Source organism: Streptomyces sp. NPDC111507 (genome assembly GCF_055638955.1).
On the sequence record NZ_JBVKBU010000002.1, the window covers coordinates 24,552 to 45,910 of the forward strand.

General features: G+C 70.2%; 23 protein-coding genes. 7 read left to right on the plus strand and 16 right to left on the minus strand.

The genetic code is table 11. The features are described 5' to 3' along the window. Positions 1-51 precede the first annotated feature (51 nt). Positions 52-1,485 carry a pyruvate kinase gene (gene pyk / locus ACZ7M2_RS07590; protein WP_352051531.1) on the plus strand — a complete coding sequence of 478 codons (1,434 nt, stop codon included), beginning with the start codon at positions 52-54 and terminating at the stop codon, positions 1,483-1,485. 76 nt (positions 1,486-1,561) lie between these two features. Here pyk and ACZ7M2_RS07595 read toward each other — a convergent pair whose 3' ends face one another. The 5 genes from ACZ7M2_RS07595 to ACZ7M2_RS07615 form a co-directional block, all read right to left on the minus strand. Beyond that, a complete protein-coding gene (locus ACZ7M2_RS07595) occupies positions 1,562-2,110 on the minus strand; it encodes a hypothetical protein (protein ID WP_471594557.1) in 549 nt (182 codons plus the stop codon). Between the two features lie 149 nt (positions 2,111-2,259). Further along, a complete protein-coding gene (locus ACZ7M2_RS07600) occupies positions 2,260-3,573 on the minus strand; it encodes a hypothetical protein (protein WP_471594558.1) in 1,314 nt (437 codons plus the stop codon). Next, positions 3,563-4,186, minus strand: a complete 624-nt coding sequence (locus ACZ7M2_RS07605) for a DUF6114 domain-containing protein (protein WP_471594559.1) — start codon at positions 4,184-4,186, stop codon at positions 3,563-3,565. Before ACZ7M2_RS07605 ends, ACZ7M2_RS07600 begins: the two co-directional genes overlap by 11 nt. Positions 4,187-4,306: 120 nt before the next feature. Then, positions 4,307-4,939: a DUF6230 family protein gene (locus ACZ7M2_RS07610; RefSeq protein WP_067369161.1), complete on the minus strand. Its 633-nt coding sequence runs from the start codon at positions 4,937-4,939 to the stop codon at positions 4,307-4,309. A 658-nt stretch (positions 4,940-5,597) separates the two neighbouring features. After that, complete coding sequence (locus ACZ7M2_RS07615) at positions 5,598-6,575, minus strand: tetratricopeptide repeat protein (RefSeq protein ID WP_471594560.1); 978 nt, start codon at positions 6,573-6,575, stop codon at positions 5,598-5,600. 278 nt (positions 6,576-6,853) lie between these two features. On the opposite strand from ACZ7M2_RS07615, the gene ACZ7M2_RS07620 reads away from it, so the two are divergent. Next, positions 6,854-7,480, plus strand: a complete 627-nt coding sequence (locus ACZ7M2_RS07620) for a TetR/AcrR family transcriptional regulator (RefSeq protein ID WP_471594561.1) — start codon at positions 6,854-6,856, stop codon at positions 7,478-7,480. Positions 7,481-7,636: 156 nt separating this feature from the next. Here the strand turns inward: ACZ7M2_RS07620 and ACZ7M2_RS07625 are convergent, their stop codons facing one another. The 4 genes from ACZ7M2_RS07625 to ACZ7M2_RS07640 all read right to left on the minus strand — a co-directional run bounded on the left by ACZ7M2_RS07625 (position 7,637) and on the right by ACZ7M2_RS07640 (position 11,695). Further along, positions 7,637-9,337: an acyl-CoA mutase large subunit family protein gene (locus tag ACZ7M2_RS07625; protein ID WP_352051537.1), complete on the minus strand. Its 1,701-nt coding sequence runs from the start codon at positions 9,335-9,337 to the stop codon at positions 7,637-7,639. Positions 9,338-9,411: 74 nt separating this feature from the next. Next, complete coding sequence (locus ACZ7M2_RS07630) at positions 9,412-9,750, minus strand: DUF3817 domain-containing protein (protein ID WP_054233185.1); 339 nt, start codon at positions 9,748-9,750, stop codon at positions 9,412-9,414. 95 nt (positions 9,751-9,845) lie between these two features. Further along, positions 9,846-10,355 (minus strand): MarR family winged helix-turn-helix transcriptional regulator, encoded by a 510-nt coding sequence (locus tag ACZ7M2_RS07635; protein ID WP_352051538.1) that lies wholly within the window; start codon positions 10,353-10,355, stop codon positions 9,846-9,848. A gap of 11 nt (positions 10,356-10,366) precedes the next feature. Beyond that, positions 10,367-11,695 carry an MFS transporter gene (locus ACZ7M2_RS07640; RefSeq protein WP_471594562.1) on the minus strand — a complete coding sequence of 443 codons (1,329 nt, stop codon included), beginning with the start codon at positions 11,693-11,695 and terminating at the stop codon, positions 10,367-10,369. An 83-nt stretch (positions 11,696-11,778) separates the two neighbouring features. Here ACZ7M2_RS07640 and ACZ7M2_RS07645 point away from each other — a divergent pair, with 83 nt between their 5' ends. Beyond that, positions 11,779-12,765, plus strand: coding sequence for an ArsR/SmtB family transcription factor (locus ACZ7M2_RS07645; protein WP_471594563.1), 987 nt, complete (start codon positions 11,779-11,781; stop codon positions 12,763-12,765). 20 nt (positions 12,766-12,785) lie between these two features. Here the strand turns inward: ACZ7M2_RS07645 and ACZ7M2_RS07650 are convergent, their stop codons facing one another. The 5 genes from ACZ7M2_RS07650 to ACZ7M2_RS07670 form a co-directional block, all read right to left on the minus strand. Then, complete coding sequence (locus tag ACZ7M2_RS07650; RefSeq protein ID WP_471594564.1) at positions 12,786-13,418, minus strand: TetR/AcrR family transcriptional regulator; 633 nt, start codon at positions 13,416-13,418, stop codon at positions 12,786-12,788. Continuing rightward, positions 13,415-14,071, minus strand: coding sequence for a DUF4166 domain-containing protein (locus ACZ7M2_RS07655; RefSeq protein ID WP_471595199.1), 657 nt, complete (start codon positions 14,069-14,071; stop codon positions 13,415-13,417). The genes ACZ7M2_RS07650 and ACZ7M2_RS07655 overlap by 4 nt, the downstream gene beginning before the upstream one ends. A gap of 23 nt (positions 14,072-14,094) precedes the next feature. Further along, a complete protein-coding gene (locus tag ACZ7M2_RS07660; protein ID WP_471594565.1) occupies positions 14,095-14,844 on the minus strand; it encodes a hypothetical protein in 750 nt (249 codons plus the stop codon). Positions 14,845-14,994: 150 nt separating this feature from the next. Continuing rightward, a complete protein-coding gene (locus tag ACZ7M2_RS07665) occupies positions 14,995-15,288 on the minus strand; it encodes an MTH1187 family thiamine-binding protein (protein WP_352051542.1) in 294 nt (97 codons plus the stop codon). Next, complete coding sequence (locus tag ACZ7M2_RS07670; protein WP_471594566.1) at positions 15,285-15,632, minus strand: DUF3817 domain-containing protein; 348 nt, start codon at positions 15,630-15,632, stop codon at positions 15,285-15,287. The genes ACZ7M2_RS07665 and ACZ7M2_RS07670 overlap by 4 nt, the downstream gene beginning before the upstream one ends. A 214-nt stretch (positions 15,633-15,846) precedes the next feature. Here ACZ7M2_RS07670 and ACZ7M2_RS07675 point away from each other — a divergent pair, with 214 nt between their 5' ends. The 4 genes from ACZ7M2_RS07675 (at position 15,847) to ACZ7M2_RS07690 (ending at position 18,506) form a co-directional block, all read left to right on the plus strand. After that, entirely contained in the window at positions 15,847-16,479 is a 633-nt protein-coding gene (locus ACZ7M2_RS07675) for an AIM24 family protein (RefSeq protein WP_099920624.1), read from the plus strand. 1 nt (position 16,480) lies between these two features. Beyond that, positions 16,481-17,131 carry an AIM24 family protein gene (locus ACZ7M2_RS07680; protein ID WP_060900269.1) on the plus strand — a complete coding sequence of 217 codons (651 nt, stop codon included), beginning with the start codon at positions 16,481-16,483 and terminating at the stop codon, positions 17,129-17,131. Beyond that, positions 17,128-17,937 (plus strand): AIM24 family protein, encoded by an 810-nt coding sequence (locus ACZ7M2_RS07685; protein WP_060900268.1) that lies wholly within the window; start codon positions 17,128-17,130, stop codon positions 17,935-17,937. Before ACZ7M2_RS07680 ends, ACZ7M2_RS07685 begins: the two co-directional genes overlap by 4 nt. A 92-nt stretch (positions 17,938-18,029) precedes the next feature. Further along, entirely contained in the window at positions 18,030-18,506 is a 477-nt protein-coding gene (locus ACZ7M2_RS07690) for a MarR family winged helix-turn-helix transcriptional regulator (RefSeq protein ID WP_352051545.1), read from the plus strand. A 47-nt stretch (positions 18,507-18,553) separates the two neighbouring features. Here ACZ7M2_RS07690 and ACZ7M2_RS07695 read toward each other — a convergent pair whose 3' ends face one another. Further along, a complete protein-coding gene (locus tag ACZ7M2_RS07695; protein WP_471594567.1) occupies positions 18,554-19,846 on the minus strand; it encodes an MFS transporter in 1,293 nt (430 codons plus the stop codon). A gap of 539 nt (positions 19,847-20,385) precedes the next feature. Next, entirely contained in the window at positions 20,386-21,342 is a 957-nt protein-coding gene (gene meaB, locus ACZ7M2_RS07700) for a methylmalonyl Co-A mutase-associated GTPase MeaB (protein ID WP_471594568.1), read from the minus strand. Positions 21,343-21,359 lie beyond the last annotated feature (17 nt).

The following is a 21,359-nucleotide window of genomic DNA, read 5'->3' on the forward strand; positions in this document are numbered from 1 at the left end:
CTTCCGCCAGACGGAATATTCCGTAGCGAAACAAACCGATAGGATCGCCCTATGCGCCGTTCGAAAATCGTCTGTACCCTCGGCCCCGCGGTCGACTCCCACGAGCAGCTCGTCGCGCTGATCGAAGCCGGCATGAACGTGGCCCGCTTCAACTTCAGCCACGGCACACAGGCCGAGCACCAGAGCCGCTACGACCGGGTCCGGGCCGCCGCGGCCGAGACCGGCAAGGCCATCGGTGTCCTCGCCGACCTTCAGGGCCCGAAGATCCGTCTGGAGACCTTCGCCGAGGGTCCCGTCGAGCTGGTGCGCGGTGACGAGTTCACCATCACCATCGAGGACGTGCCCGGCGACAAGCACATCTGCGGCACGACCTACAAGGGCCTGCCCGGTGACGTCTCCAAGGGCGACCCGGTCCTCATCAACGACGGCAACGTCGAGCTGAAGGTCGTCGAGGTCGACGGTTCCCGCGTCAAGACGGTCGTCATCGAGGGCGGTGTGATCTCGGACCACAAGGGCATCAACCTGCCCGGCACGGCCGTGAACGTGCCGGCGCTGTCCGAGAAGGACGTCGAGGACCTGCGCTTCGCGCTGCGGATGGGCTGCGACATGGTCGCCCTGTCCTTCGTGCGTGACGCCAACGACGTGAACGACGTCCACAAGGTGATGGACGAGGAGGGCCGCCGGGTCCCCGTCATCGCCAAGGTCGAGAAGCCGCAGGCGGTCGAGAACATGGAGGCCGTCGTCGCGGCGTTCGACGCCGTCATGGTGGCCCGTGGCGACCTGGCCGTCGAGTACCCGCTCGAGAAGGTCCCGATGGTGCAGAAGCGCCTCGTGGAGCTGTGCCGCCGCAACGCCAAGCCGGTGATCGTCGCGACCCAGATGATGGAGTCGATGATCACCAACTCCCGCCCGACCCGCGCCGAGGCCTCCGACGTCGCCAACGCGATCCTCGACGGCGCCGACGCGGTCATGCTCTCGGCCGAGTCGAGCGTGGGCGCGTACCCGATCGAGACGGTCAAGACGATGTCGAAGATCGTCGTGGCGGCCGAGGAAGAGCTCCTCTCCAAGGGTCTGCAGCCCCTGGTCCCCGGCAAGAAGCCGCGCACGCAGGGTGGTTCGGTCGCCCGTGCCGCCTGCGAGATCGCCGACTTCCTCGGCGGCAAGGGCCTGGTCGCCTTCACCAAGTCCGGTGACACCGCCCGCCGGCTCTCCCGCTATCGCGCGGCCCAGCCGATCCTGGCCTTCACCACCGACGAGGGCACCCGCAACCAGCTCGCGCTGAGCTGGGGCGTCGAGTCGCATGTCGTGCCGTTCGTGAAGAGCACCGACGAGATGGTCGACCTCGTCGACCACGAGCTCCAGAAGCTCAAGCGGTTCAACGACGGCGACATCGTCGTGATGACCGCCGGCTCGCCTCCCGGCGTCCCCGGCACCACCAACATGGTCCGGGTGCACCACCTGGGCGAGAGCGGCCGCACCGCCTGACCCGCGGCCCCCGTACGCCACCGAGGGCGCCTCCTGTGACAGGGGGCGCCCTCGGTGTTCGACGATCACAGGCGGTTCACGGCAGCGCGCCGGCCAACCGCTGATACGCCTCGAACTCGCTCCACCGCGGGTGATCCGCAAGGAGCGGGGCCAGGGCGCGCGGGGGCGCGAGCAGTTGCCGGATCATCCGGAGCGCGCGCATCCGCGCGGGCTCCAGCTCACGCCACCGCGGGGCGAGCTCGGCCGCCTCCCCCGGGCTCATCGGCATGGCGTCCAGCGCTCGTTCGAGCACGGGTCCGGGATCGAACAAGGGGACGTCCGCACGCGGCCCCACCTTCTCCAGCAGCCAGGACCTGAGCCACAGGTCGCGCAACAGCCATTCGTTGCGCTGCGTGCCGGTCGCGCGCTCGGCGGCCGCCAGCAGGGCCGGCCAGGCCTCGGCGATCGCCCGCCACTGCTCGTGGGTCACCCCGGCCGGGTCCGCCTGGATGCGGGCCGCGAACTGCTGGGCAGCGGCCATCCATTGGCTCACGTCCCCTTGGGCGTCGTCCGTGCCCGCCGCCGGCCAACGACGCGCGTGCGCGTCCAGGTCGAGCCGGTCCAGCCCGTCGAAGAGGCCACTCATCAGCACATCACCCCCGTGCCGCACACGTTTCCCTGCCGAGCTGTTCCGCTCCGCTCCGGTCAGTACTGTGGCCCGGCTCTCCGCGTGAGCGGAGGAACCGGGCCACAGTGTTGTGCGGCTCCCGAACGGGTCTTGGTCGTGACCGGCCGTCAGCCGGTCACGTACTGGTGCAGCCCGGGGATGGTCAGCGTGCCGCCGAACTGACCGGCCTGGACGACCTTCACCTTGGTGAAGTAGATCAGCGGTATGTTCAGCGGCGGCGGGTTGTCCGGGCTGAACGTGATCGGGATCAGGCCGAGCAGGTTGCCGGAGATGCTTTCGGTGTACATCACCGTCTTGCCGTTACGGATGGTGGACGTCGTACCGCTGCCGGCCTGCACGTGGTACGTCTTGCCGGACTGCTTGTCGTTCACCGTCTGGTGCAGGTCGCCGATGTCGGTGCCGTCGGAGATGACGTACTTCAGGACCTTCTTGATGGTGCCGTTGGCGGTCTTCACCTTCACGATGCCCTGGTAGTCCGCGCCCTTGAGGAGCAGCGAACTGGCGTTCAGGTACCAGGGGTCGTCGGGCAGGGTCACCGGGTTGTCGACGCCGCCCTCGGCGTCCGTGGCGACCGGGCAGTTCGCCGCGTCGGTGGTGGAGCTCGCGGACGGGCTGGGGGACGAGGTGACCGCGTCGGTCGTGTCCTTGACCGCCTTGGTGGTGTCCTCGACCGCCTTGGTGGCCGTGTCGGTCGTGTCCTTCACGGTGTTCTTGACCGTGTCGGCGACCTTGCCGGTGGTGTCCTTGAGCGTGTCGGACGTGGTCTTGTCGCCGGTGTCCTTGGTCGCGCTCGCCGAGGCGGAGGCCGACGGCGTGGGGCTCGCGGTGGCGCTCGACGTGGAGTCGCTGCCGCCGGTGAAGATGCCCGTGATCGCGTCGCCGATGGTGCCCAGCAGGTCGCCCCCGCTGCTCGCGGAGGCCGACGGGGTCGCCGTCGAAGCGCTGCCACCGCCACTGCTCTGCGCCGACTTGCTCGCGGACGGCGTCGGCGTGGACCCGGCCTTGTCGTCGGAACCTGAATCCGACGAAGAGGTCTTGTCCGGCGACGAGGACGTGCTGGCCGAGGGGGTCGGCGTGGGCTTGTCGGCGGACGCGGAGGCGCTCGCCGAGGAAGAGGAGGACGCCGAAGCGGAGGGGGTCGGGCTGGCCGACGTGTCCTTGCCGTCCACGGCCTCGACGCACTTCTGGTACTCGTCCGCGGTCAGGCTCTTGGCGGGCGAGTGGTCGTCGGCCCGGGCGAGTGTCGGCGTGAACCCCATCCCCATGAGAACCGCGGTCGGCATCGCCGCGATGGCGACGGCCTTGCCCGCGGGCACGTGGAACCTGGTGAACAGCGGCTTCCTCGGGGCCGCGTGGCGCGGCCCGGTTCTCACCCGGGACTCGTCCACCTCGGTCCCGCGGGTCACCTCGTCAGCCGGCACTGTGCCTCCCGTTCGCCCCGTGAGCGGAGCTCATTCCTGACAGGTCCCTCGGCTCGCCCGACTCGTCGGCGACCGCGGGGCCCGCGCTGTCGGCACCGTGCTCGACGCCCGTGGACTCCGGGCTCTGCGGCAGGTGCGGGGTGTTCGGGGTGGTGTCGGGGGCGCTCGGGGCGCCACCCTCGCTCTTGTGCACCGGCGCGCGCTGCTCCTCGCCGGGCTCTCCGGGAACCCAGGAGACCGCCATCGCGCCGCCGGTCATGGCGAAGAGGAAGCCGATGAGGAAGCCACCGAGGTTGGACACCGGGATGGAGACCAGCGCGAGCAGGATCGCCGCGACGCCGGCGAAGGTCCGTACGTGCTTCTGGAACCAGAGACTGATGCCCAGGACCCAGAGCAGCACTCCGATGATCAGGGAGCCGGCGCCGGCGGTGGTGGACATCGCCAGCGTCAGATGGCCGATCTGGAGGTTCGCGTACGGGAAGTAGGCGATGGGGAAGCCGCCGAGCAGGATGAACAAGCCGGCCCAGAACGGGCGATCGCCCCTCCAGGTACGGAAGTTCCGCCGGAAGACTTGGAGATAGTGCTCGCTCTGCCCGGGTGACTCGGCGCTCATGGAAACGGCTCCCTGGAACGGCTTTACTGTGTGGCGTACGCGCTTGAGTGGTTCACGTACTGCGGGAAAAGGTGGGGCGGGCGGGGCAGCTGCCGGCTCCCCCGCCCGCCCCTGGAGTGCCTAGTAGCACTCCTTGACGCCCTTGGACAGCGACATCTTCAGGCCGCTGAGCTTGAACGTACCGGCGGTGGTCGCCCACGCCGTCTGCTTCACATCGGTCAGGTCGGCCGAGTCGGCCTGCTGGGCGAATCCGTACGGGTTCGCCTGGTCACCCTTGGCAATGCCCGGACCCTTGCTGGCGTCCTTGGCCGCAACACCGATGTCGATGTTGTGGAACACCGCGTCGGCCTGCAGGTCCTCGACGTCGATGTACAGGTTCTCGGCCTGTACCGGCGTGCCACCGCCGCCCGCCTTCAGGACCAGACTGACCGATCCGAGCAGCGGGATGTTCGGGGTGACCACGGACTGGCACATGTTGGTGATCGACGCGGACTTGAACGCCGAGACCGCGACGGGGTGAGCCGTCTTCTGGCCGTCGAGGGTGTACCCCGAGTCGATGGCTCCGTACTGCGAGAAGCCTTCACCGTGGAGCGAGTCCGCCGTCACCTTGAACGACTGACCCGACACACTGAACGACGCGGCGAGAGCGCCCTGCGCGAGGGCGACACCTATCGCTGCCGTGGCGGCCACGCTGGGCACCATCACGACCGCGAACCGCTTCCATCTGGTCCCGCCACGCACCTGGGACTCCATATTTCCTCCTTCTCGGACGTACATCTCCTGGCCCTGACTGACCCATGTCGGCGGCTCAGCCGGGCAGGGATGGGAGAAGTGCTACGTCCTCGGGAAGGAGAGCGCCCGTACTCGTCGAGCGCCAACTGCGCCCGACATCACCGGCGATCACCCCCGAGCGACAACCACTGGTCGCGCCTGACACGCATCACGCACAACCTGCTGGACAGGCTCCGCCGAACGGCAGAGACCCCCCTGTCCAAGGGCCGGCGCCACTGCCGCCGCCCCTACTCGGTGGGGACCCAGAAAACCCCTTGACCCGATTGGCTGTCGGAGTAGGGGGAATGGACCGAGCGTCGCCGATCGTGGTGCATTCTGGCCGCCCGCACAAGGGGGTTCGTTACTGGCTAGTAACGGCCGGATAACCGAACAACGACCCGGCGGTATCGGTCGGCAACTCTGGGTGGCACCAAGGGTGACGTCAAAACAGTTGATCCACGGACAGAATCCGACAGAACAACGCCCCTGACTTACTCCCAGTAACAGCGGCCGCGTTTACCAAGTTTTGGTAAAGCGCGGCCACCTGCCGCTCTCTCGGCAAATCTTTCACCTGGGCATCACAGGCCCCGGCGTTTAGGAACAGGTCAGCACACCGGGCGGAACCCGGTCCCAGGGTCGATCAGAACAGCGCCCGCGCCAGCGCCCGGCGCGCCGCGATCACCCGCGGATCGTCGCCGCCCACGACCTCGAAGAGCTCCAACAGCCTCAGCCGTACGGCATCCCGGTCGTCGCCCGCCGTGCGCTGCACCGTGTCGATGAGCCGCCCGAACGCGTCTTCGACGTGCCCGCCCACCAGGTCGAGGTCCGCGGCAGCGATCTGCGCCGGTACGTCCTTGGGCTTCTCGGCGGCGTCCTTGCGCACCTGGAGCGGGTCGGCGCCCTGCACGCGCTGCAGCAACTCGGCCTGCGCGAGGCCGAGCCTGGCCTCCGTGTTGCCAGGGTCGTCGCTCAGCACGTTCTTGTACGCCTGTACGGCGCCGCCGAAGTCACCCGCGTCCAGGGCCTGCACAGCGGCCTCCAGGAGCGCGTCGTAGGGCCCTGCCGGCACCTCGTGCACCGCCGGTGCGCTGTCGGGCTCGGCGTCGGGGTCGACCGTCAGGCCGGTCAGGCCGAAGCGCTGCTCGGCGACCTCGACGAGCTGGTCGAGGGTCTCGCGGATCTGCGCCTCTCCCGCCGCACCCTGGAAGAGCGGCAGTGCCTGCCCCGCCACGACGGCGAACACGGCCGGGATCCCCTGGATCCCGAACTGCTGCATCAACATCTGGTTGGCGTCGACGTCGATCTTGGCAAGGACGAATCGGCCGTTGTACTCGACGGCCAGCCGTTCGAGTACCGGGCTCAACTGCTTGCAGGGCTCGCACCACTCGGCCCAGAAGTCGATGACGACCGGAACCTCGGTGGACCGCTGAAGGACATCGCGCTCGAATCCCGCCTCGTCGACATCGATGACGAGGCCGGCGGGAGACACGGCCCCGCCTCCGCCGCCCTGCCTGGCCGCTTCGGCGCGCGCCTGCTCCGCCTTCGCCTTGGCCTCCTGGGCCGCCTTCACCGCGGCGAGGTCGACGACTCCGCTCATGGACATGTTCCGTGGCTGCATGAGTACATCCTCCCCCTTCCTCGCGCACGTGTGAAAAGCGCTGTGAAAGCCGGGCCGCTTTACGACGCGACCCGACTCGATCCGTACTGTCGGGCGCCGGGTCCCCACCTGGCGCCCATGGTTGTCGCCCGCCCACGAGTCACCGTGTACGAGCTTTCGCTACGGCTCGTAGCGTAACTGTCCCGCGGCTCCCCTGTCCGCCATACACCGGTGATCTCCCTCACGACTTCACACAACCGCCTGATTTGGCCGACCGGGGCGGCGGATAAGGTCCTGACATGCAGAGTCGCGCCACCACACCCCGCACGGGACGCCCGCGCAGCGCTGCCGCGGACGCCGCGATCCTGCAGGCGACGCGCGCGGCGCTGGTCGAACTGGGCTGGTCCAAGCTGACGTTGGGGGACGTGGCGAGCCGGGCCGGGGTCGCCAAGACGACCCTCTACCGCCGCTGGGCGGGCAAGAACGAGCTCGTGGTCGACGCGGTGGCCGTCCTCTTCGACGAACTGGAGCTCCCCGACCGGGGGAGCCTCGGCGCCGACATCGAGGGCGTGGTGCTTCAGTTCGCGGCGCTCCTGAACCGGCCCGAGACCGCGACGGCCCTGATGGCGGTGGTGGCCGAGTCGACCCGTGACGAGCCGCTGCGCGAACGCATCCGTACGTCCATCGTCGACCGCCAGAAGCGGCTCGTCGTGGAGGGGCGGGCCCGGGCCACCGCGCGCGGCGAACTCCCTCCGGAGTCCGACCCCGAGGTCGCCGCGCGTACGGCGGACCTCATCTTCGACGTGGTCGCGGGGGCGGTGGTGCATCGCACACTCGTCAGCGGGGAGCCGGCGGACGAGGAGTGGGTCCGCGCATTCACCCAGATGCTCCTCCTGGGCCTGACCGGCACGACACCCACCACCTGACCCAAGAGGGCCGGGGTGGGTGGGCCACGGTCACCGACCTCGCCCTCAAACACCGGCCGGCCCAAGGCCTTTGCGGGCGCGGGGAACTGCGCGCCCCGCCACACTCACCCGAGGTCGAAGAAGGGCGCCCGGGGTCCGGGGCTGAGCTCCAGGAGGTCAGAAGCCCGCCGGTTCCGTGTACACCCCCCACTCGTCCCGGAGCACGTCACAGATCTCGCCGAGCGTGGCCTCGGCCCGCACCGCCTCCAGCATGGGCACGATCATGTTCGACCCGTCCCGCGCGGCGGCGAGCATCGCGTCCAGCGAGGCCTGCACGCGCGCGTCGTCGCGACCGCCCCGCCGCACCCCCAACTCCCGTACCTGCTCCCGCTCCACCTCGTGACTGACCCGCAGGATCTCCAGGTCCCCGGTCACGGACCCGTGGTGGACGTTCACGCCCACCACCCGCTTGTCACCCTTCTCCAACGCCCGCTGGTACTGGAACGCCGACTCGGCGATCTCCCCGGTGAACCAGCCGTCCTCGATGCCCCGGAGGATGCCGGAGGTGATGGGACCGATCGGGTGCCGCCCGTCGGGATGCGCCCGCAGCCCCCGCTCCTTGATCTGCTCGAAGATCTTCTCCGCGTCGGCCTCGATCCGGTCGGTGAGCTGCTCGACGTACCAGGAACCGCCCAGCGGGTCCGCGACGTTGGCGACGCCCGTCTCCTCCATCAGCACCTGCTGCGTCCGCAGGGCGATCTCGGCGGCCTGCTCGGACGGCAGCGCGAGCGTCTCGTCCAGCGCGTTGGTGTGGAGGGAGTTCGTGCCGCCCAGAACGGCCGCGAGCGCCTCCACCGCCGTACGGACGACGTTGTTGTAGGGCTGCTGCGCCGTCAGCGAGACACCCGCGGTCTGCGTGTGGAAGCGCAGCCACTGCGCCTTCTCCGACTTCGCCCCGTACACGTCCCGCATCCACCGCGCCCAGATCCGCCGCGCCGCCCGGAACTTGGCGATCTCCTCGAAGAAGTCGAGGTGCGCGTCGAAGAAGAAGGAGAGGCCGGGGGCGAAGACGTCCACGTCGAGGCCGCGCGAGAGCCCCAGTTCGACGTAGCCGAACCCGTCCGCCAGCGTGTACGCCAGCTCCTGCGCGGCCGTGGAGCCGGCCTCCCGGATGTGGTACCCGGAGACGGACAGCGGCTTGTACGCGGGGATCTTCGCGGCGCAGTGCTCCATCAGGTCGCCGATGAGGCGCAGGTGCGGCTCGGGCTGGAAGAGCCACTCCTTCTGGGCGATGTACTCCTTGAAGATGTCGGTCTGGAGGGTGCCGTTCAGGACGGACGGGTCGATCCCCTGCCGTTCCGCCGCGACCAGGTACATGCAGAAAACGGGTACGGCCGGTCCGCTGATCGTCATCGACGTCGTGACGTCACCCAGCGGGATGTCCTTGAACAGGACCTCCATGTCGGCCGCCGAGTCGATCGCGACCCCACAGTGCCCGACCTCGCCGAGGGAGCGCGGATCGTCGGAGTCGCGCCCCATGAGCGTCGGCATGTCGAAGGCGACCGACAGTCCGCCGCCGCCCGCGGCGAGGATCATCTTGTAGCGCTCGTTCGTCTGCTCCGCGTTCCCGAACCCGGCGAACTGCCGGATCGTCCACGTACGCCCTCGGTAGCCGGTCGGGTACAGGCCGCGGGTGAAGGGGTACTCGCCGGGCCAGCCGATCCGCTCGAAGCCGTCGTACCTGTCCCCCGGCCGAGGCCCGTACACCGGCTCCACCGGGTCACCGGAGAGCGTGGTGAAGTCGGCCTCACGCTTGCGCGAGGTGTCGTACCGGGCCTGCCAGCGGCGGCGGCCCTCTTCGATGGCGTCAGCGTCCATGCTTCGAATTTACTAGGACGTCCTAGTAAATGTCGATGGGGAACCGCCACGGACCACTCCCGTGGCGGTAAGAGTTACGCCTTGGCGACCACGGGGGAGTCCTCCGCGATCTTCGACTCCAGCTCCTGGGTGACCTTCCGCTCCACGAAGAACGCGGCCGTCGGAATGGTCCCCGCGAGCAGCACCCACAGCTGCTTGCCGACCGGCCACTTCGCCTTGGCGCCCAGGTCGAAGGCGAAGACCAGGTAGACGACGTACAGCCAGCCGTGCGCGATGGCGACGACGCGGGTGAAGTCCACGGCACCGTTCATGTCGAGCACGTACTTGGCGATCACACCGAGGGTCAGCAGGACCAGCAGCACACCGGTGACGTAGGCCATCACGCGGTAGCGGGTCAGCACGCTCTTCTTCATGGGGATGAGCGTAACGACCCCTTTTGCGCGATCTACGAGCACCCCCGCCGCGGCGCGCCCGTGTACCTCTGCTCGTCTCTTTCTCTGTTCCTCGTCTATTCCTCGTCGAAGTCGCTCGCGGCGATGCGCAGGGGCCGCAGCATCGCGAAGATCTCCGCGCACTCCTCGGAGTCGTAGGCCCCGAGCCCGAAGTCCATCGCCATCAGCTCGCGGGTCGCCGCGTCGCAGACCTCACGGCCCTTCTCGGTGATGGAGGCGAGCGTGCCGCGCCCGTCGTTGGGGTTGGGCCGCTTGTCGACGAGCCCGGACTTCACCAGCCGGTCCACGGTGTTCGTGACGGAGGTCGGGTGCACCATGAGGCGCTCTCCGATCTTGGACATCGGGAGCTCGCCGGCCTTGGAGAAGGTGAGCAGGACCAGTGCCTCGTAGCGCGCGAAGGTGAGTCCGTACGGCTTGACGACCGCGTCGACCTCGGCGAGCAGGATCTGGTGCGCGCGCATGATCGAGGTGATCGCGGCCATGGACGGCACGGATCCCCAGCGCTGCTTCCAGAGTTCGTCGGCGCGGGCGATGGGATCGAAGGCAAGGCTGAGCGGCTTCGGCACGGCATAAGACCTTACCCGCCGGTCATATACTGGTCAGCCCCGTCTCGCCTTTCGGTCCCGGACCCCTCCACGACGGGGGTCGCGGCCCCTTCCGTACGCCGCGCCTCCACCGCCAGCAGTACGCAGCAGACGGTGCCGAGCACCCCCGCGCCCGCGACGGTCGCCCGCACTCCGGCGAACTCCGCCGCCACCCCCGACAGCGCCATCCCCACCCCCTGGACGGTCATCAGACCGGCGGTGTTCAGCGTCATCGCCCGCCCTCGCAGCTCCTCGGGCACGGCCCGCACGAACCACTGGTCCAAGCCGAGCGAGTACGCGGATCCGGTGCCCGCGAGCAGCAGCAGGGCCAGCGACCAGCCGAGGTCCGGCCGCAGGACGTAGCCGACGTACGGCAGCAGGGTGACGCAGACGAGCGGGAGGGCGAGCCGGGTGCGGGTGGCGGGCCGCAGCCTGGCACCCGCGAACAGCTCCCCCGCGATCGTGCCGACCGGCAGGGCGCACATCAGCAGGCCGAGCCCGGCCGATCCGGCGCCGAGCCCGTCGGCGTAGGGCGCGGCCAGCGCCTCCGGCGCGACGGCGAACATCGGTGGCACCCAGAACAGCAGGAGCAGGGCCCGTACCCGCCGATCGGCGAGGATCCGGCGGGTTCCGTGGAGCGAGTCCCGCACCAGCGCGCCTTCGTGACGGGCCCGCGCGGGCCGTCGCCGGGTGCCGAAGCGCAGCAGCGCGGCGGAGGTCAGGAAGGTGCACACCGTGATGAGCAGCGCGCCGCGCGGTGACACGACGGTGAGCAGCACGCCGCCGAGCCCGAACCCGGCGAGCAGCGCGCCCTGCGAGACGATCCGCAGCAGGGAGCGGCCCAGCACGAACAGGTCCCCGTCGCCGAGGACGTCGGTCAGCGTCGCCGTCCGCGCCCCCTGGAAGAGCGGTGAGACGACGGCGAGCGCGCAGCGCATGGCCAGCAGTACGGCGATGGGCGCGCCCGGCACCACCATGACGGCCACACAGCCCGCGCACACCAGGTCGCACACCACGAGGACCCGGCGGGCCGGGAAGCGGTCCGCGGCGCCGGCGAGGAGGGTGCCGCCGACGAGGTACGGGAGGAAACCGAGCGCGAACGTCAGGGCGCTCATCAAGGGCGAGCCCGTCAGGTCGTAGACCAGGACGGACAGGGCGAGCTCGCTGACCACGAGCCCGAGCAGCGAGAACGCGTGGGCGGCGAATACCGCGCGGAACTCGCGTACGGCGAAGACTCGGCCGTAGCCCGTGGCTTCGGGGGCGTTCGGTGGGGTGGGCGGCATCGTTGTGGTCTTCGTCTCCGCCATCTCTGCTTCCGGCATGGGCAACAGCGTGCGCACCCGGCGGGCCTGGCCATAGAGTTTCGGCTCCAGCCGAATCTTCAGTTCTCCGGGGGTGCCGTTCCTTGCCTTCCCTTCTGCACTTCGGGGAGGACGACCTCCTCAACTGCCGTTTCGCGGTGTCGCCCCTGTGGGAGACGCAGGAGGCGGTTCGCACGCTCAACCGTCCCGCGCGGCAGGGCTACCACGCGCACTGGCTGCGCCGTATCCGCGCGGCCGCCGCCGGACTCGACCTCGCGCCGCTGTGGCTGCTGATGCCGCAGCGCGGCTACTGCCCCGACTGGCTCTGCCCGCCCCCGATCGGTCCTGCGGCCACCTTCGAGGAGGAGATCGAGGCGGTCCGCGCGGCCGACCCCGAGGCGGCCCGAGAGGAGACCGCGAGGTCACTCGCGGACACTCCGGGCGCCCTCGAATCGCCTCGAGGCCGGTCGATGCTGAAGGACCCGACGCGCATGGTCCAGGAGCTGGCCGACCTGATGGAGACGGCCTGGCACGCGCTCGTCGAGCCGGACTGGCCGCGGCTGCGCGCCCTGCTGGAGGCGGACATCGCGTTCCACTCGCGTCGGCTCGCGGAGGTCGGTCTGGGCGGGCTGCTGCCGGAGATCGACCGCCGGTTCGGCTGGCGCTCCCACACGCTGACCATCGAGTGGAAGGGCCGCCACGAGCGGGACCTCGCGGGCCAGGGCCTGATGCTGGTGCCCAGTGTCTTCATCTGGCCGGAGGTGGTCAGTTCCTTCGATCCCCCCTGGCAGCCCACGCTCGCCTACCCCGCCCGCGGCATCGGCGGCCTGTGGGCCGAACCGACGGACCACACCCCCGACGCCCTCGTACGACTCCTGGGACGGGGCAGGGCCACCGTCCTCACGGCCCTGGACGAACCCACCACCACAACAGCCCTCGCCCACCGCCTCCGCCTCGCCCCGTCGTCCGTCTCCGCCCACCTCACGGTCCTGCGCGCCGGAGGCCTGCTCACCTCACGCCGTTATGGTCACCAGGTCCTGTACGAACGCACCCCCCTGGGCATGGCGCTGGCGTCGGGTCCGGAGCAGTAGCCCACCCCGCGCCGCGCCGGTCAGCCGCGCGTGGTGCGGCGCAGGTGGTGGCGGATGGCTCGTTGGGCGACCGGGCCGAGGGTGTCGAGGGCGGCGACCAGAGCGGCCAGTTGTTCCAGGGCGTCGAGGGCGGCCCGGGAACCCTCGGGGTCGACCCCCTCGTACAGCTCGATGCCGACGAAGGACGCGGCGACGGCACGCGCCAGCCCGGCCGGATCGGCGAACTCGCCCAGCGGAGTCGGCGCGAGGACCCGGACCAGGACCCGCTCGATCTCGGTGATCCACAGATCGAGCCCCGCCGAGGTCGCGGGCGCCAGACGCGCGTCCGTCTGCGCCCCGGCGAGGAGCTGCCCCAGGACGGCGACGTGCCCGTCGGCCCGCTCCACCTCGTGCATCTCCCGCCCGAACGCCAGGAGTTCCGCCAGCGACTCGACCTCGGCGAGCCGTTCCCGGTAGTTCGCGACCCGCTGCTCCGCCCCGTGGCGGACCGCGGCCGACAGCAACTCGTCCACGGATCCGAAGTGGTAGAAGACGAGGGCCTGGTTGACCCCGGCGGACGCCGCGATCGTACGGGCCGAGGCCTTCGCGATCCCCTGCTCGGTGAGCGTCCGCAGGGCGCCCTCCAGCAGTTTCGCCCGGGTCGCCTCGCTCACGCGCGCGCCTCCTCGCGGACGGGCCGCAGTCCGGGCCGCACCCCACGGGTACGCACGTCGGTGTACGTCGCCCGGAAACTGCCCTCGTAACCGAAGAGCGGACCGAAGTGGCGGTTCACGACCCGGACCCGGATGTGGAAGCGGCCCGTGGAGTCGTCGAAGGACTCGCGTACCTCCGCGTCGCCGCCGATGAGTTCGGGGACGCGGACGTCCACCGGGCCCTCCCGGAAGCGGTGTTCACCGGAGCGGATCAGCAGGGAACCGTCGGGCTCGGCGCGCAGGTGCAGGTCGCTGGCGAGGTGCTGATGCGTGCCGAGGTAGTCGAGGACGCGGTCGCCCTTGGGGCTCAGCACCATCTGGGCGTCGAAGCGGCGGGAGCGGCCGGGCAGGTCGAAGGTGCGCACGAAGCTCACCGTCTCACGGCCGAAGGTGTCGGCGTAGGGCACGTTCTCGATCATGAAGGGGACGTTCCGGCCCACACGCGGGACGAGGATGTTGCGGGTGGCGCCGAGGGCCAGGAACGGCTTCACGAAGCGCCTCCCGTGCCAGACGCGGCCCATGACGCCGTGGCCGGTGCACGCCTCGCCGCCGGCCAGGCCCACGGAGAAGCGTCGCCGCAGCTCGGGGTGGAGGCGGTCGAAGTCGGTGCCCATCGCGGTGCGGAAGATGGAGGGGGTCACCGCTGCTCCAGGGTGGCGAGGACGCGCGGCGCACGGGCCTGCGCGATCGGGGTGCGCAGGCAGCGGCGGGCGGCCGGGGTGCCGGGCAGCGGGGGCGCGAAGAGTGCCAGGAGGGCGGCGACGACGGCCAGTACGGGGGTCGAGTAGAGGGCGAGCGGCGCCAGCGGGCCCGCCGCGTCCACGAGCGCGCCGTACACCGTGCCCGAGCAGGCGGCCAGAAGGACGAAACCGCGCACGGCGCACTCGGCGAGCCAGTGGCGCAGCGCCCGCTCCGGTGTGATGCCCCGCTCCAGCCAGATCCGCAGCCGGTCGAAGGACCAGGCCGTGGCCCAGCCGATGAGGGGGCGGAAGAGGAGCCGGTCGGCCACGGCCCCGAAGCGGCCCCAGCGCGGGCGGTAGTCGTACCCGGTGAGGAAGCGGACGCCGTCGGCGTCGGGGACGTAGCGCCAGTAGCCGCTGCCCTCGGCGAGGAGGGAGAGCGGGTGCGGGGAGGCGAAGCGCAGGGCGGAGGTGCGGGTGCCGTCGGGGCGCTCCTTCTCCCCGGCGCAGACGCCCGTCCCGGCGACGGTCAGGAAGGGCAGCACCCGGGTGGCGTACCGGAAGCGCTGCGGCTCGCCCTCGACGCGCGGGAGGTAGTCGATGGAGGTGAACCTCAGGTCCCAGCGCTGGTGCTGCGCGGGGTCCTGCGTCCGTGCCCACAGGTCGTCGAGATCGCCTCGTACATGTGCCTCTACGTAGAGCCCCATTGACCGAACCCCCAGATCAGTGACCACTTTTGAGCGATCGCTCAATCGATCACGTCTGAGATTACCGGGATTTGAGCGATCGCTCAAACAATCGGGCGCGAAAAACCCCGGCCCACTGGACCGGGGTTTCGGGTCTTCCCGCCGGACGCCCTACGCGGACAGATGCCGCTCCACCGTCTGCACCTTGGAGGTCAGACCGTCCGTCACACCGGGGCGGATGTCCGCCTTCAGGACGACGGAGACGCGCGGCGCCCGTGCCTCGACGGCGGCGACGGCGCGCTTCACCACGTCCATCACCTCGTCCCACTCCCCCTCGATGGAGGTGAACATGGCGTCGGTGCGGTTCGGCAGCCCCGATTCACGCACGACCCGGACGGCGTCGGCGACGTACTCCCCCACGTCCTCGCCGACGCCCAGGGGCGTCACGGAGAAGGCGACGATCATGAGGACTCCACGACTCCCTCACGGCGGGCACGGGAGGCGATGACCGCGTCCTCGCTCTCGCGCCGCAGCTTGCGCTCGGCGAAGAAACCGCCGGTGGGCAGCACGGAGAGGACGAAGTAGAAAGCCGCCGTCTTCTTGCTCCACTTGGCGCGGCTCCAGGCGTCCGCCCAGAAGATCACGTACAGGATGAAGAGGATCCCGTGGAGGGAGCCCATGACGGGCACCCCGTTGAAGTCCGTGGTCCGCTTCAGCACCGAGCAGAGGAGCAGCAGCAGGAAGGAGACGGCCTCGGGGGCCGAGACCAGGCGCAGGCGGCGGAGGGCGGTGGCGGTCTTTATGTCCACGGGTCACCTTCGGTGGGAGATTCGCTTTCGGCGGGGAGCCGCTTTGTGAACGTAAGCACAAGCGTCCACCATTGTGGCACCCGAGCCGGGGCACTCCCGCCCCGGGGTGCGGGGCGGGGATGTCCGCTTGGCCCCTAAGGGTCCGCTCAGGGGTGAGATCCACCCGTGGGCCCTGTCCGCGTTCCCGCCCTGCCGCTACCTTCACCACGTGGCGATGTTCCGACTTCAAGGCAGCAAGGTGCTGGCCGTCGACATGACCGGGGACGCCGTGAAGGCGAAGAACGGCTCGATGGTCGCGTACGACGGTCAGATGGCGTTCAAGAAGCTGAGCGGCGGTGGGGAGGGGATCCGCGGGATGGTGACCCGGCGCATCACCGGTGAGCAGATGACGGTGATGGAGGTGAAGGGGCAAGGGACCTGCTGGTTCGCGGACCGGGCCTCCGAGATCAACCTGGTGAACCTCCAGGGGGACAAGCTGTACGTCGAGTCGAGCAACCTGCTGGCGACCGACGCGGGCCTGCGGACGGGCACGTCCTTCACGGGTCTCAGAGGCGCCTCCCAGGGCAACGGGCTGTTCACGACCACCGTCGAGGGCCACGGCCAGGCGGCGATCACGTCCGACGGCCCGGCGGTGGTGCTGCGTGTCAGCTCCCAGTACCCGCTGACGGTCGACCCGGGGGCGTATATCGCGCACCAGGGCAATGTCCGGCAGTCCTTCCAGGCCGGCGTGACCTTCCGCACGTTCATGGGCGAGGGCGGCGGCGAGGCCTTCCAGATCCGCTTCGAGGGCGACGGACTGGTCTACGTACAGCCCAGTGAGCGCAACACGATCGCGGGGGACCTGTGACATGCCGTTCCGCGAAGTGAACTCCAAGATGATCGAGGCGACGGTCCTGCCCGGCCAGCGCCTGTTCAGTCAGCGCGGCGCGATGCTCGCCTACAAGGGCGAGGTCTCCTTCACACCCAACGTCCAGGGCGGCCAGGGCGGGATCATGTCGATGATCGGCCGCAGGGTCGCCAATGAGGCCACCCCGCTGATGACCGTCGAGGGCAGCGGCACGGTCTTCTTCGGGCACGGCGGCCATCACATCCAGGTGATCAACCTCGCGGGCGACACCCTGTACGTCGAGGCGGACCGGCTGCTGGCCTTCGACGGCACCCTCCAGCAGGGCACGATGTTCCTCGGCTCGCAGGGCGGGGTCATGGGCATGGTCCGCGGCCAGGTGACGGGCCAGGGGCTCTTCACGACCACGCTCAAGGGGCACGGCGCGGTGGCCGTGATGGCCCACGGGGGCGTGATCGAGGTCCCCATCTCCCCCCAGCGCCCCATCCATGTCGACCCCCAGGCGTACGTGGCGCACCACGGTGACGTACGCAACAAGCTGTCCACGGCGCTCGGCTGGCGCGACATGGTGGGCCGCGGCTCGGGCGAGGCGTTCCAGCTGGAGCTGAGCGGCAGTGGTGCGGTGTACGTCCAGGCCTCGGAGGAGAAGCTGTGAGCGCGTACGGGACTCCGGGCGGCCCGGTGATCTACGACCCGATGACGCTGCCGGTCGACGACAACGTCAACAAGTACACCTTCTGCGTGGAGCTCAAGGGGAGCCAGTGGTTCCTGCAGAAGGGCAAGATGATCGCCTACTACGGGTCGATGGATTTCAACGGCATCGGGCACGGCCGGCTGGACCGTCTCGTGCGCACATCTTTCCATTCGCCTCTGCACGCGAGCGACTGGGTGGTGGCGGAGGGCTCGGGCAAGATGCTCCTCGCCGACCGGGCCTTCGACGTGAATTCGTACGACTTGGACGAGGGCAACCTGACCATTCGCTCTGGCAACCTGCTCGCTTTTCAGCCAAGTCTCGCGCTCAAGCAATCGATCGTGCCGGGCTTTTTGACGCTGATCGGAACCGGCAAGTTCGTGGCGGCCTCTAACGGTCCGGTGGTGTTCATGGAGCCTCCCATCCGGGTGGATCCGCAAGCGCTTGTCGGCTGGGCCGACTGCCCGTCCCCGTGCCATCACTACGACCACGGGTACATGACAGGCCTCATGGGCGGTCTACGTGCACTGACAGGCCTCGGCGGGGCCTCTGGAGAGGAGCACCAGTTCGAGTTCGTAGGGGCCGGCACGGTCCTGCTGCAGTCCACTGAGGTCCTCATGGCCGAGCAGGCCACGGGGGCCGTTCCGCATGAGCCGGGCGTGCCCGGCGGTGGCGGGGTACCTGGTCACCAGGGGCAGCACGGTCAGCAAGCCGGCACACCGCGTCTTCCCGGACAGCTCGGGGACCTCCAGCGTCGCTTCGGTCTGTGAGCGGTAGTCTGCGGAGTGTGACGTCGAACGCGTGCGCGTAGTCACACCACCCTCACTAGTTCGCCTTTCAACATTTTAGGTAGACTTCATTCATGGAGACCGAGACGGCCACGCGCTGGCTGACCGATGCGGAGCAGTGCGCCTGGCGCACCCACCTGGAGGTCAACAGGCTGTTGACGTACCAGCTCGAAAGGGATCTGCAGCCGTTCGGGCTGACGATGAACGACTACGAGATCCTGGTCAATCTCTCCGAGTCGGAGGGCTACCGGCTGCGGATGAGCGACCTCGCGGCCGCCACCCTCCAGTCCAAGAGCCGGCTCTCGCACCAGATCACCCGCATGGAGAACGCGGATCTGGTCCGGCGCGAGAACTGCGAGTCCGACCGCCGGGGACTGTTCGCCGTGCTCACCGAGCACGGCATGGAGACGATGAAGAAGGTCGCCCCGCACCACGTGGCGTCCGTACGCAGACACTTCATGGATCTGCTGTCCCCGGAGGCCCTGGAGGAGCTGCACAAGTCGTTGCGGCCGATCGCGGAGCATCTGCGGGGGCAGCGAGGCAAGCCGTAACGCTCCGCCGAGTGCGTGACAGGCGGCGGGCCGCCGATGGGGTCGTCCTACCCGTGACGGCTGCTGCTCTGCGCGTGCGGGCCGCCCTGCGACCGCGGGCCGTCCGGGGCTGGTCGCGCGGTTCCCCGCGCCCCTGAGGGGCGCGGGCCCGCCCGGCGCACGGAGAGGAGTCCCGCCGCCACCGCCACCGTCCCCGACAGGGCGAAGCAGAGGCCCAGGGGCAGGTGGCCCACCAGAAGGCCTACTCCCGCGGTGCCGCTCGCGCTTCCGGCGTTCACCGCGGCGTTGACCCAGGCTCCGGCCTGGGTACGGCGGCCCGGCGGGGCCGCCTCGTCGGCGATCAGGTACGACGTCGTGAGCGCCGGGGCGACGAAGAATCCGGCGCAGGCCACGGCGACGGTCAGGGTGCCGAGGCCGGGAGCGAGGCCCGCGGCCGCCAGGGCGAGGCCCAGGCCGCCCGCCAGCAGCGGCAGCCGCGCCCGTGCGGGCTTACGCCAGTCGACGGCGCCGTTCAGGAGGCCGCCCAGGGCGCTGCCCAGCGAGAGTGCGGCGAGCACCCAGGCCACCACGTCGTTCCCGTGATGGTGCCGTGTGGCGTAGGCCATCACCAGAAGGTCGACGGCTCCCACGGACAGACCGACGCCCGCCGCGACGACGACGGGCTGCACGAGCGCGCGCCCGTCGCGGAAACGGCGCCCTGGACGTGCGCCGGGCTTTGTGACGGCCGGACGTACGCGCGCCACGGCCGGCGACAGGACGAAGGCGAGGGTTCCGGCCCACACCAGCAGGGCGCAGAGCGCGAGCGCGGCGGCCAGGGGTGCGAACTGGACGACCGCGCCCACCAGCAGCGGACCCGAGACGAAGAGGATCTCCTCGGCGATCCCGTCCAGGCTGTACGCCCGCTGCAGGACCCGGTCGTCCTCGATGACCTCGCCCCACAGGGCGCGCACCGTGGGGCCGAGGGGCGGCGTGCAGGCGCCCGCGGTGACGGCGAGGGCGCCGAGGGCGGGTGCGGGTGTTCCGGGCCGCCAAGCCGCTGCCGCGAGGGTCGCGAGCAGGGTGGCGTAGAGCGAGGCCATCGGGATGAGGGCACGGCGGGGGCCGTGGCGGTCGATCAGGGCCGCCCTCACGGGTGACAGGAGCACGCTTGCCGCGCCGAACAGTGCCATGACCGTGCCGGCGGCGGCGTACGAGCCGGTGGCCTCGGTCACGCTGAGCATCACGGCCAGCGAGACCATGCCGTAGGAGAGTCTGCCGATGAGGGCGGCGGTGAAGGTGTGGCGGGTGTGGGGGATGCGGAAGAACGCGGCGTACGAGGGCCGCGGCGCGGGCGCAGACATGTCGGGGTTCCTCGACCTGGAGGCGGAAAGGGGTCGCCTGAGTGCCGCGACGACTCACCCACCGGTGTTCGTCGCGGGCCTGGGCGGGCCCTATGCCAAGAGGAGGAACATGCGCCTTAACGTAACAGCGAGCGCCGAAGGTCGACAGGCACCCGTTTCCTCGCCCCCGCCGCCCCTACCCGTCCCATCCCAGGGGCTCCGCCCCTTCGACCCCCGGACGGGCTGAAGATGCGCGCCAGCACCCTCCAGGGGCGCGGGGGATGCGGGGCGAAGCCCCCGCCTCAAGGACGCGGGGAACTGCGCGCCAAGCCCCCACCATCCCGCAGCCAAACGAACACGGACAAGCCGGAATTCGAGGCGAAGCCCCGCCCCAAGGGGCGCGAGGAACTGCGCGACCAGCCCCCACCATCCCGCAGCCAAACGAACACGGACAAGCCGGGATTCGGGGCGAAGCCCCGTCCCAAGGGGCGCGGGGAACTGCGCGACCAGCCCACAGCGGCCCGCAGGCGGAACGCGCCCGGGGGCGAGGAACCCCCGGCTCAGGCCTCCGTCAGGCCCTCCACCAATGAGTCCGCCGCCCGGTAGGGATCCAGCTCGCCCGCCACGATCCGCTCCGCGAGCGCACTGAGACGGCGGTCACCATGAAGGTCACCGATACGCCGACGCAGCGCCGTGACGGCGATCGTCTCGACCTCCTGGGACGCCCGGGCGAGGCGGCGCTCGCCGAGGACACCGTGCTCCTCCATCCAGGCGTGGTGCTTCTCCAGGGCCTCGACGACCTCGTCGATGCCCTCGCCCCGCGCCGCGACCGTCTTGACGATCGGCGGCCGCCAGTCCCCGGGGCCCCGGGACTCGCCGAGCCCGAGCATGTGGTTCAGCTCACGCGCGGTCGCGTCGGCACCGTCCCGGTCGGCCTTGTTCACCACGTACACGTCGCCGATCTCCAGGATTCCGGCCTTCGCCGCCTGGATGCCGTCACCCATGCCGGGGGCGAGCAGGACCACCGAGGTGTCGGCCTGGGAGGCGATCTCCACCTCCGACTGGCCCACACCGACCGTCTCCACCAGGATCACGTCACAGCCCGCCGCGTCCAGGACGCGGATGGCCTGGGGGGCCGACCAGGCCAGACCGCCCAGATGGCCTCGCGTGGCCATCGAGCGGATGTAGACGCCGGGGTCGGAGGCGTGCTCGGACATGCGCACACGGTCGCCGAGCAGGGCGCCTCCGGAGAACGGCGAGGACGGGTCGACGGCCAGGACCCCGACCCGCTTGCCCTGCCGCCGGTACGCGGTCACCAGCGCCGACGTCGAGGTCGACTTGCCCACGCCCGGAGAGCCCGTGAGCCCGACGACGTACGCGTTGCCGGTCAGCGGGGCCAGCGCTGCCATGACCTCGCGCAACTGCGGGGACGCCCCCTCCACCAGGGAGATCAGCCGGGCCACGGCCCGCGGCCTGCCTTCCCTGGCCTGGGCCACCAGCGAGGAGACGTCCTGCATCACAGCTCCGTTCAGAT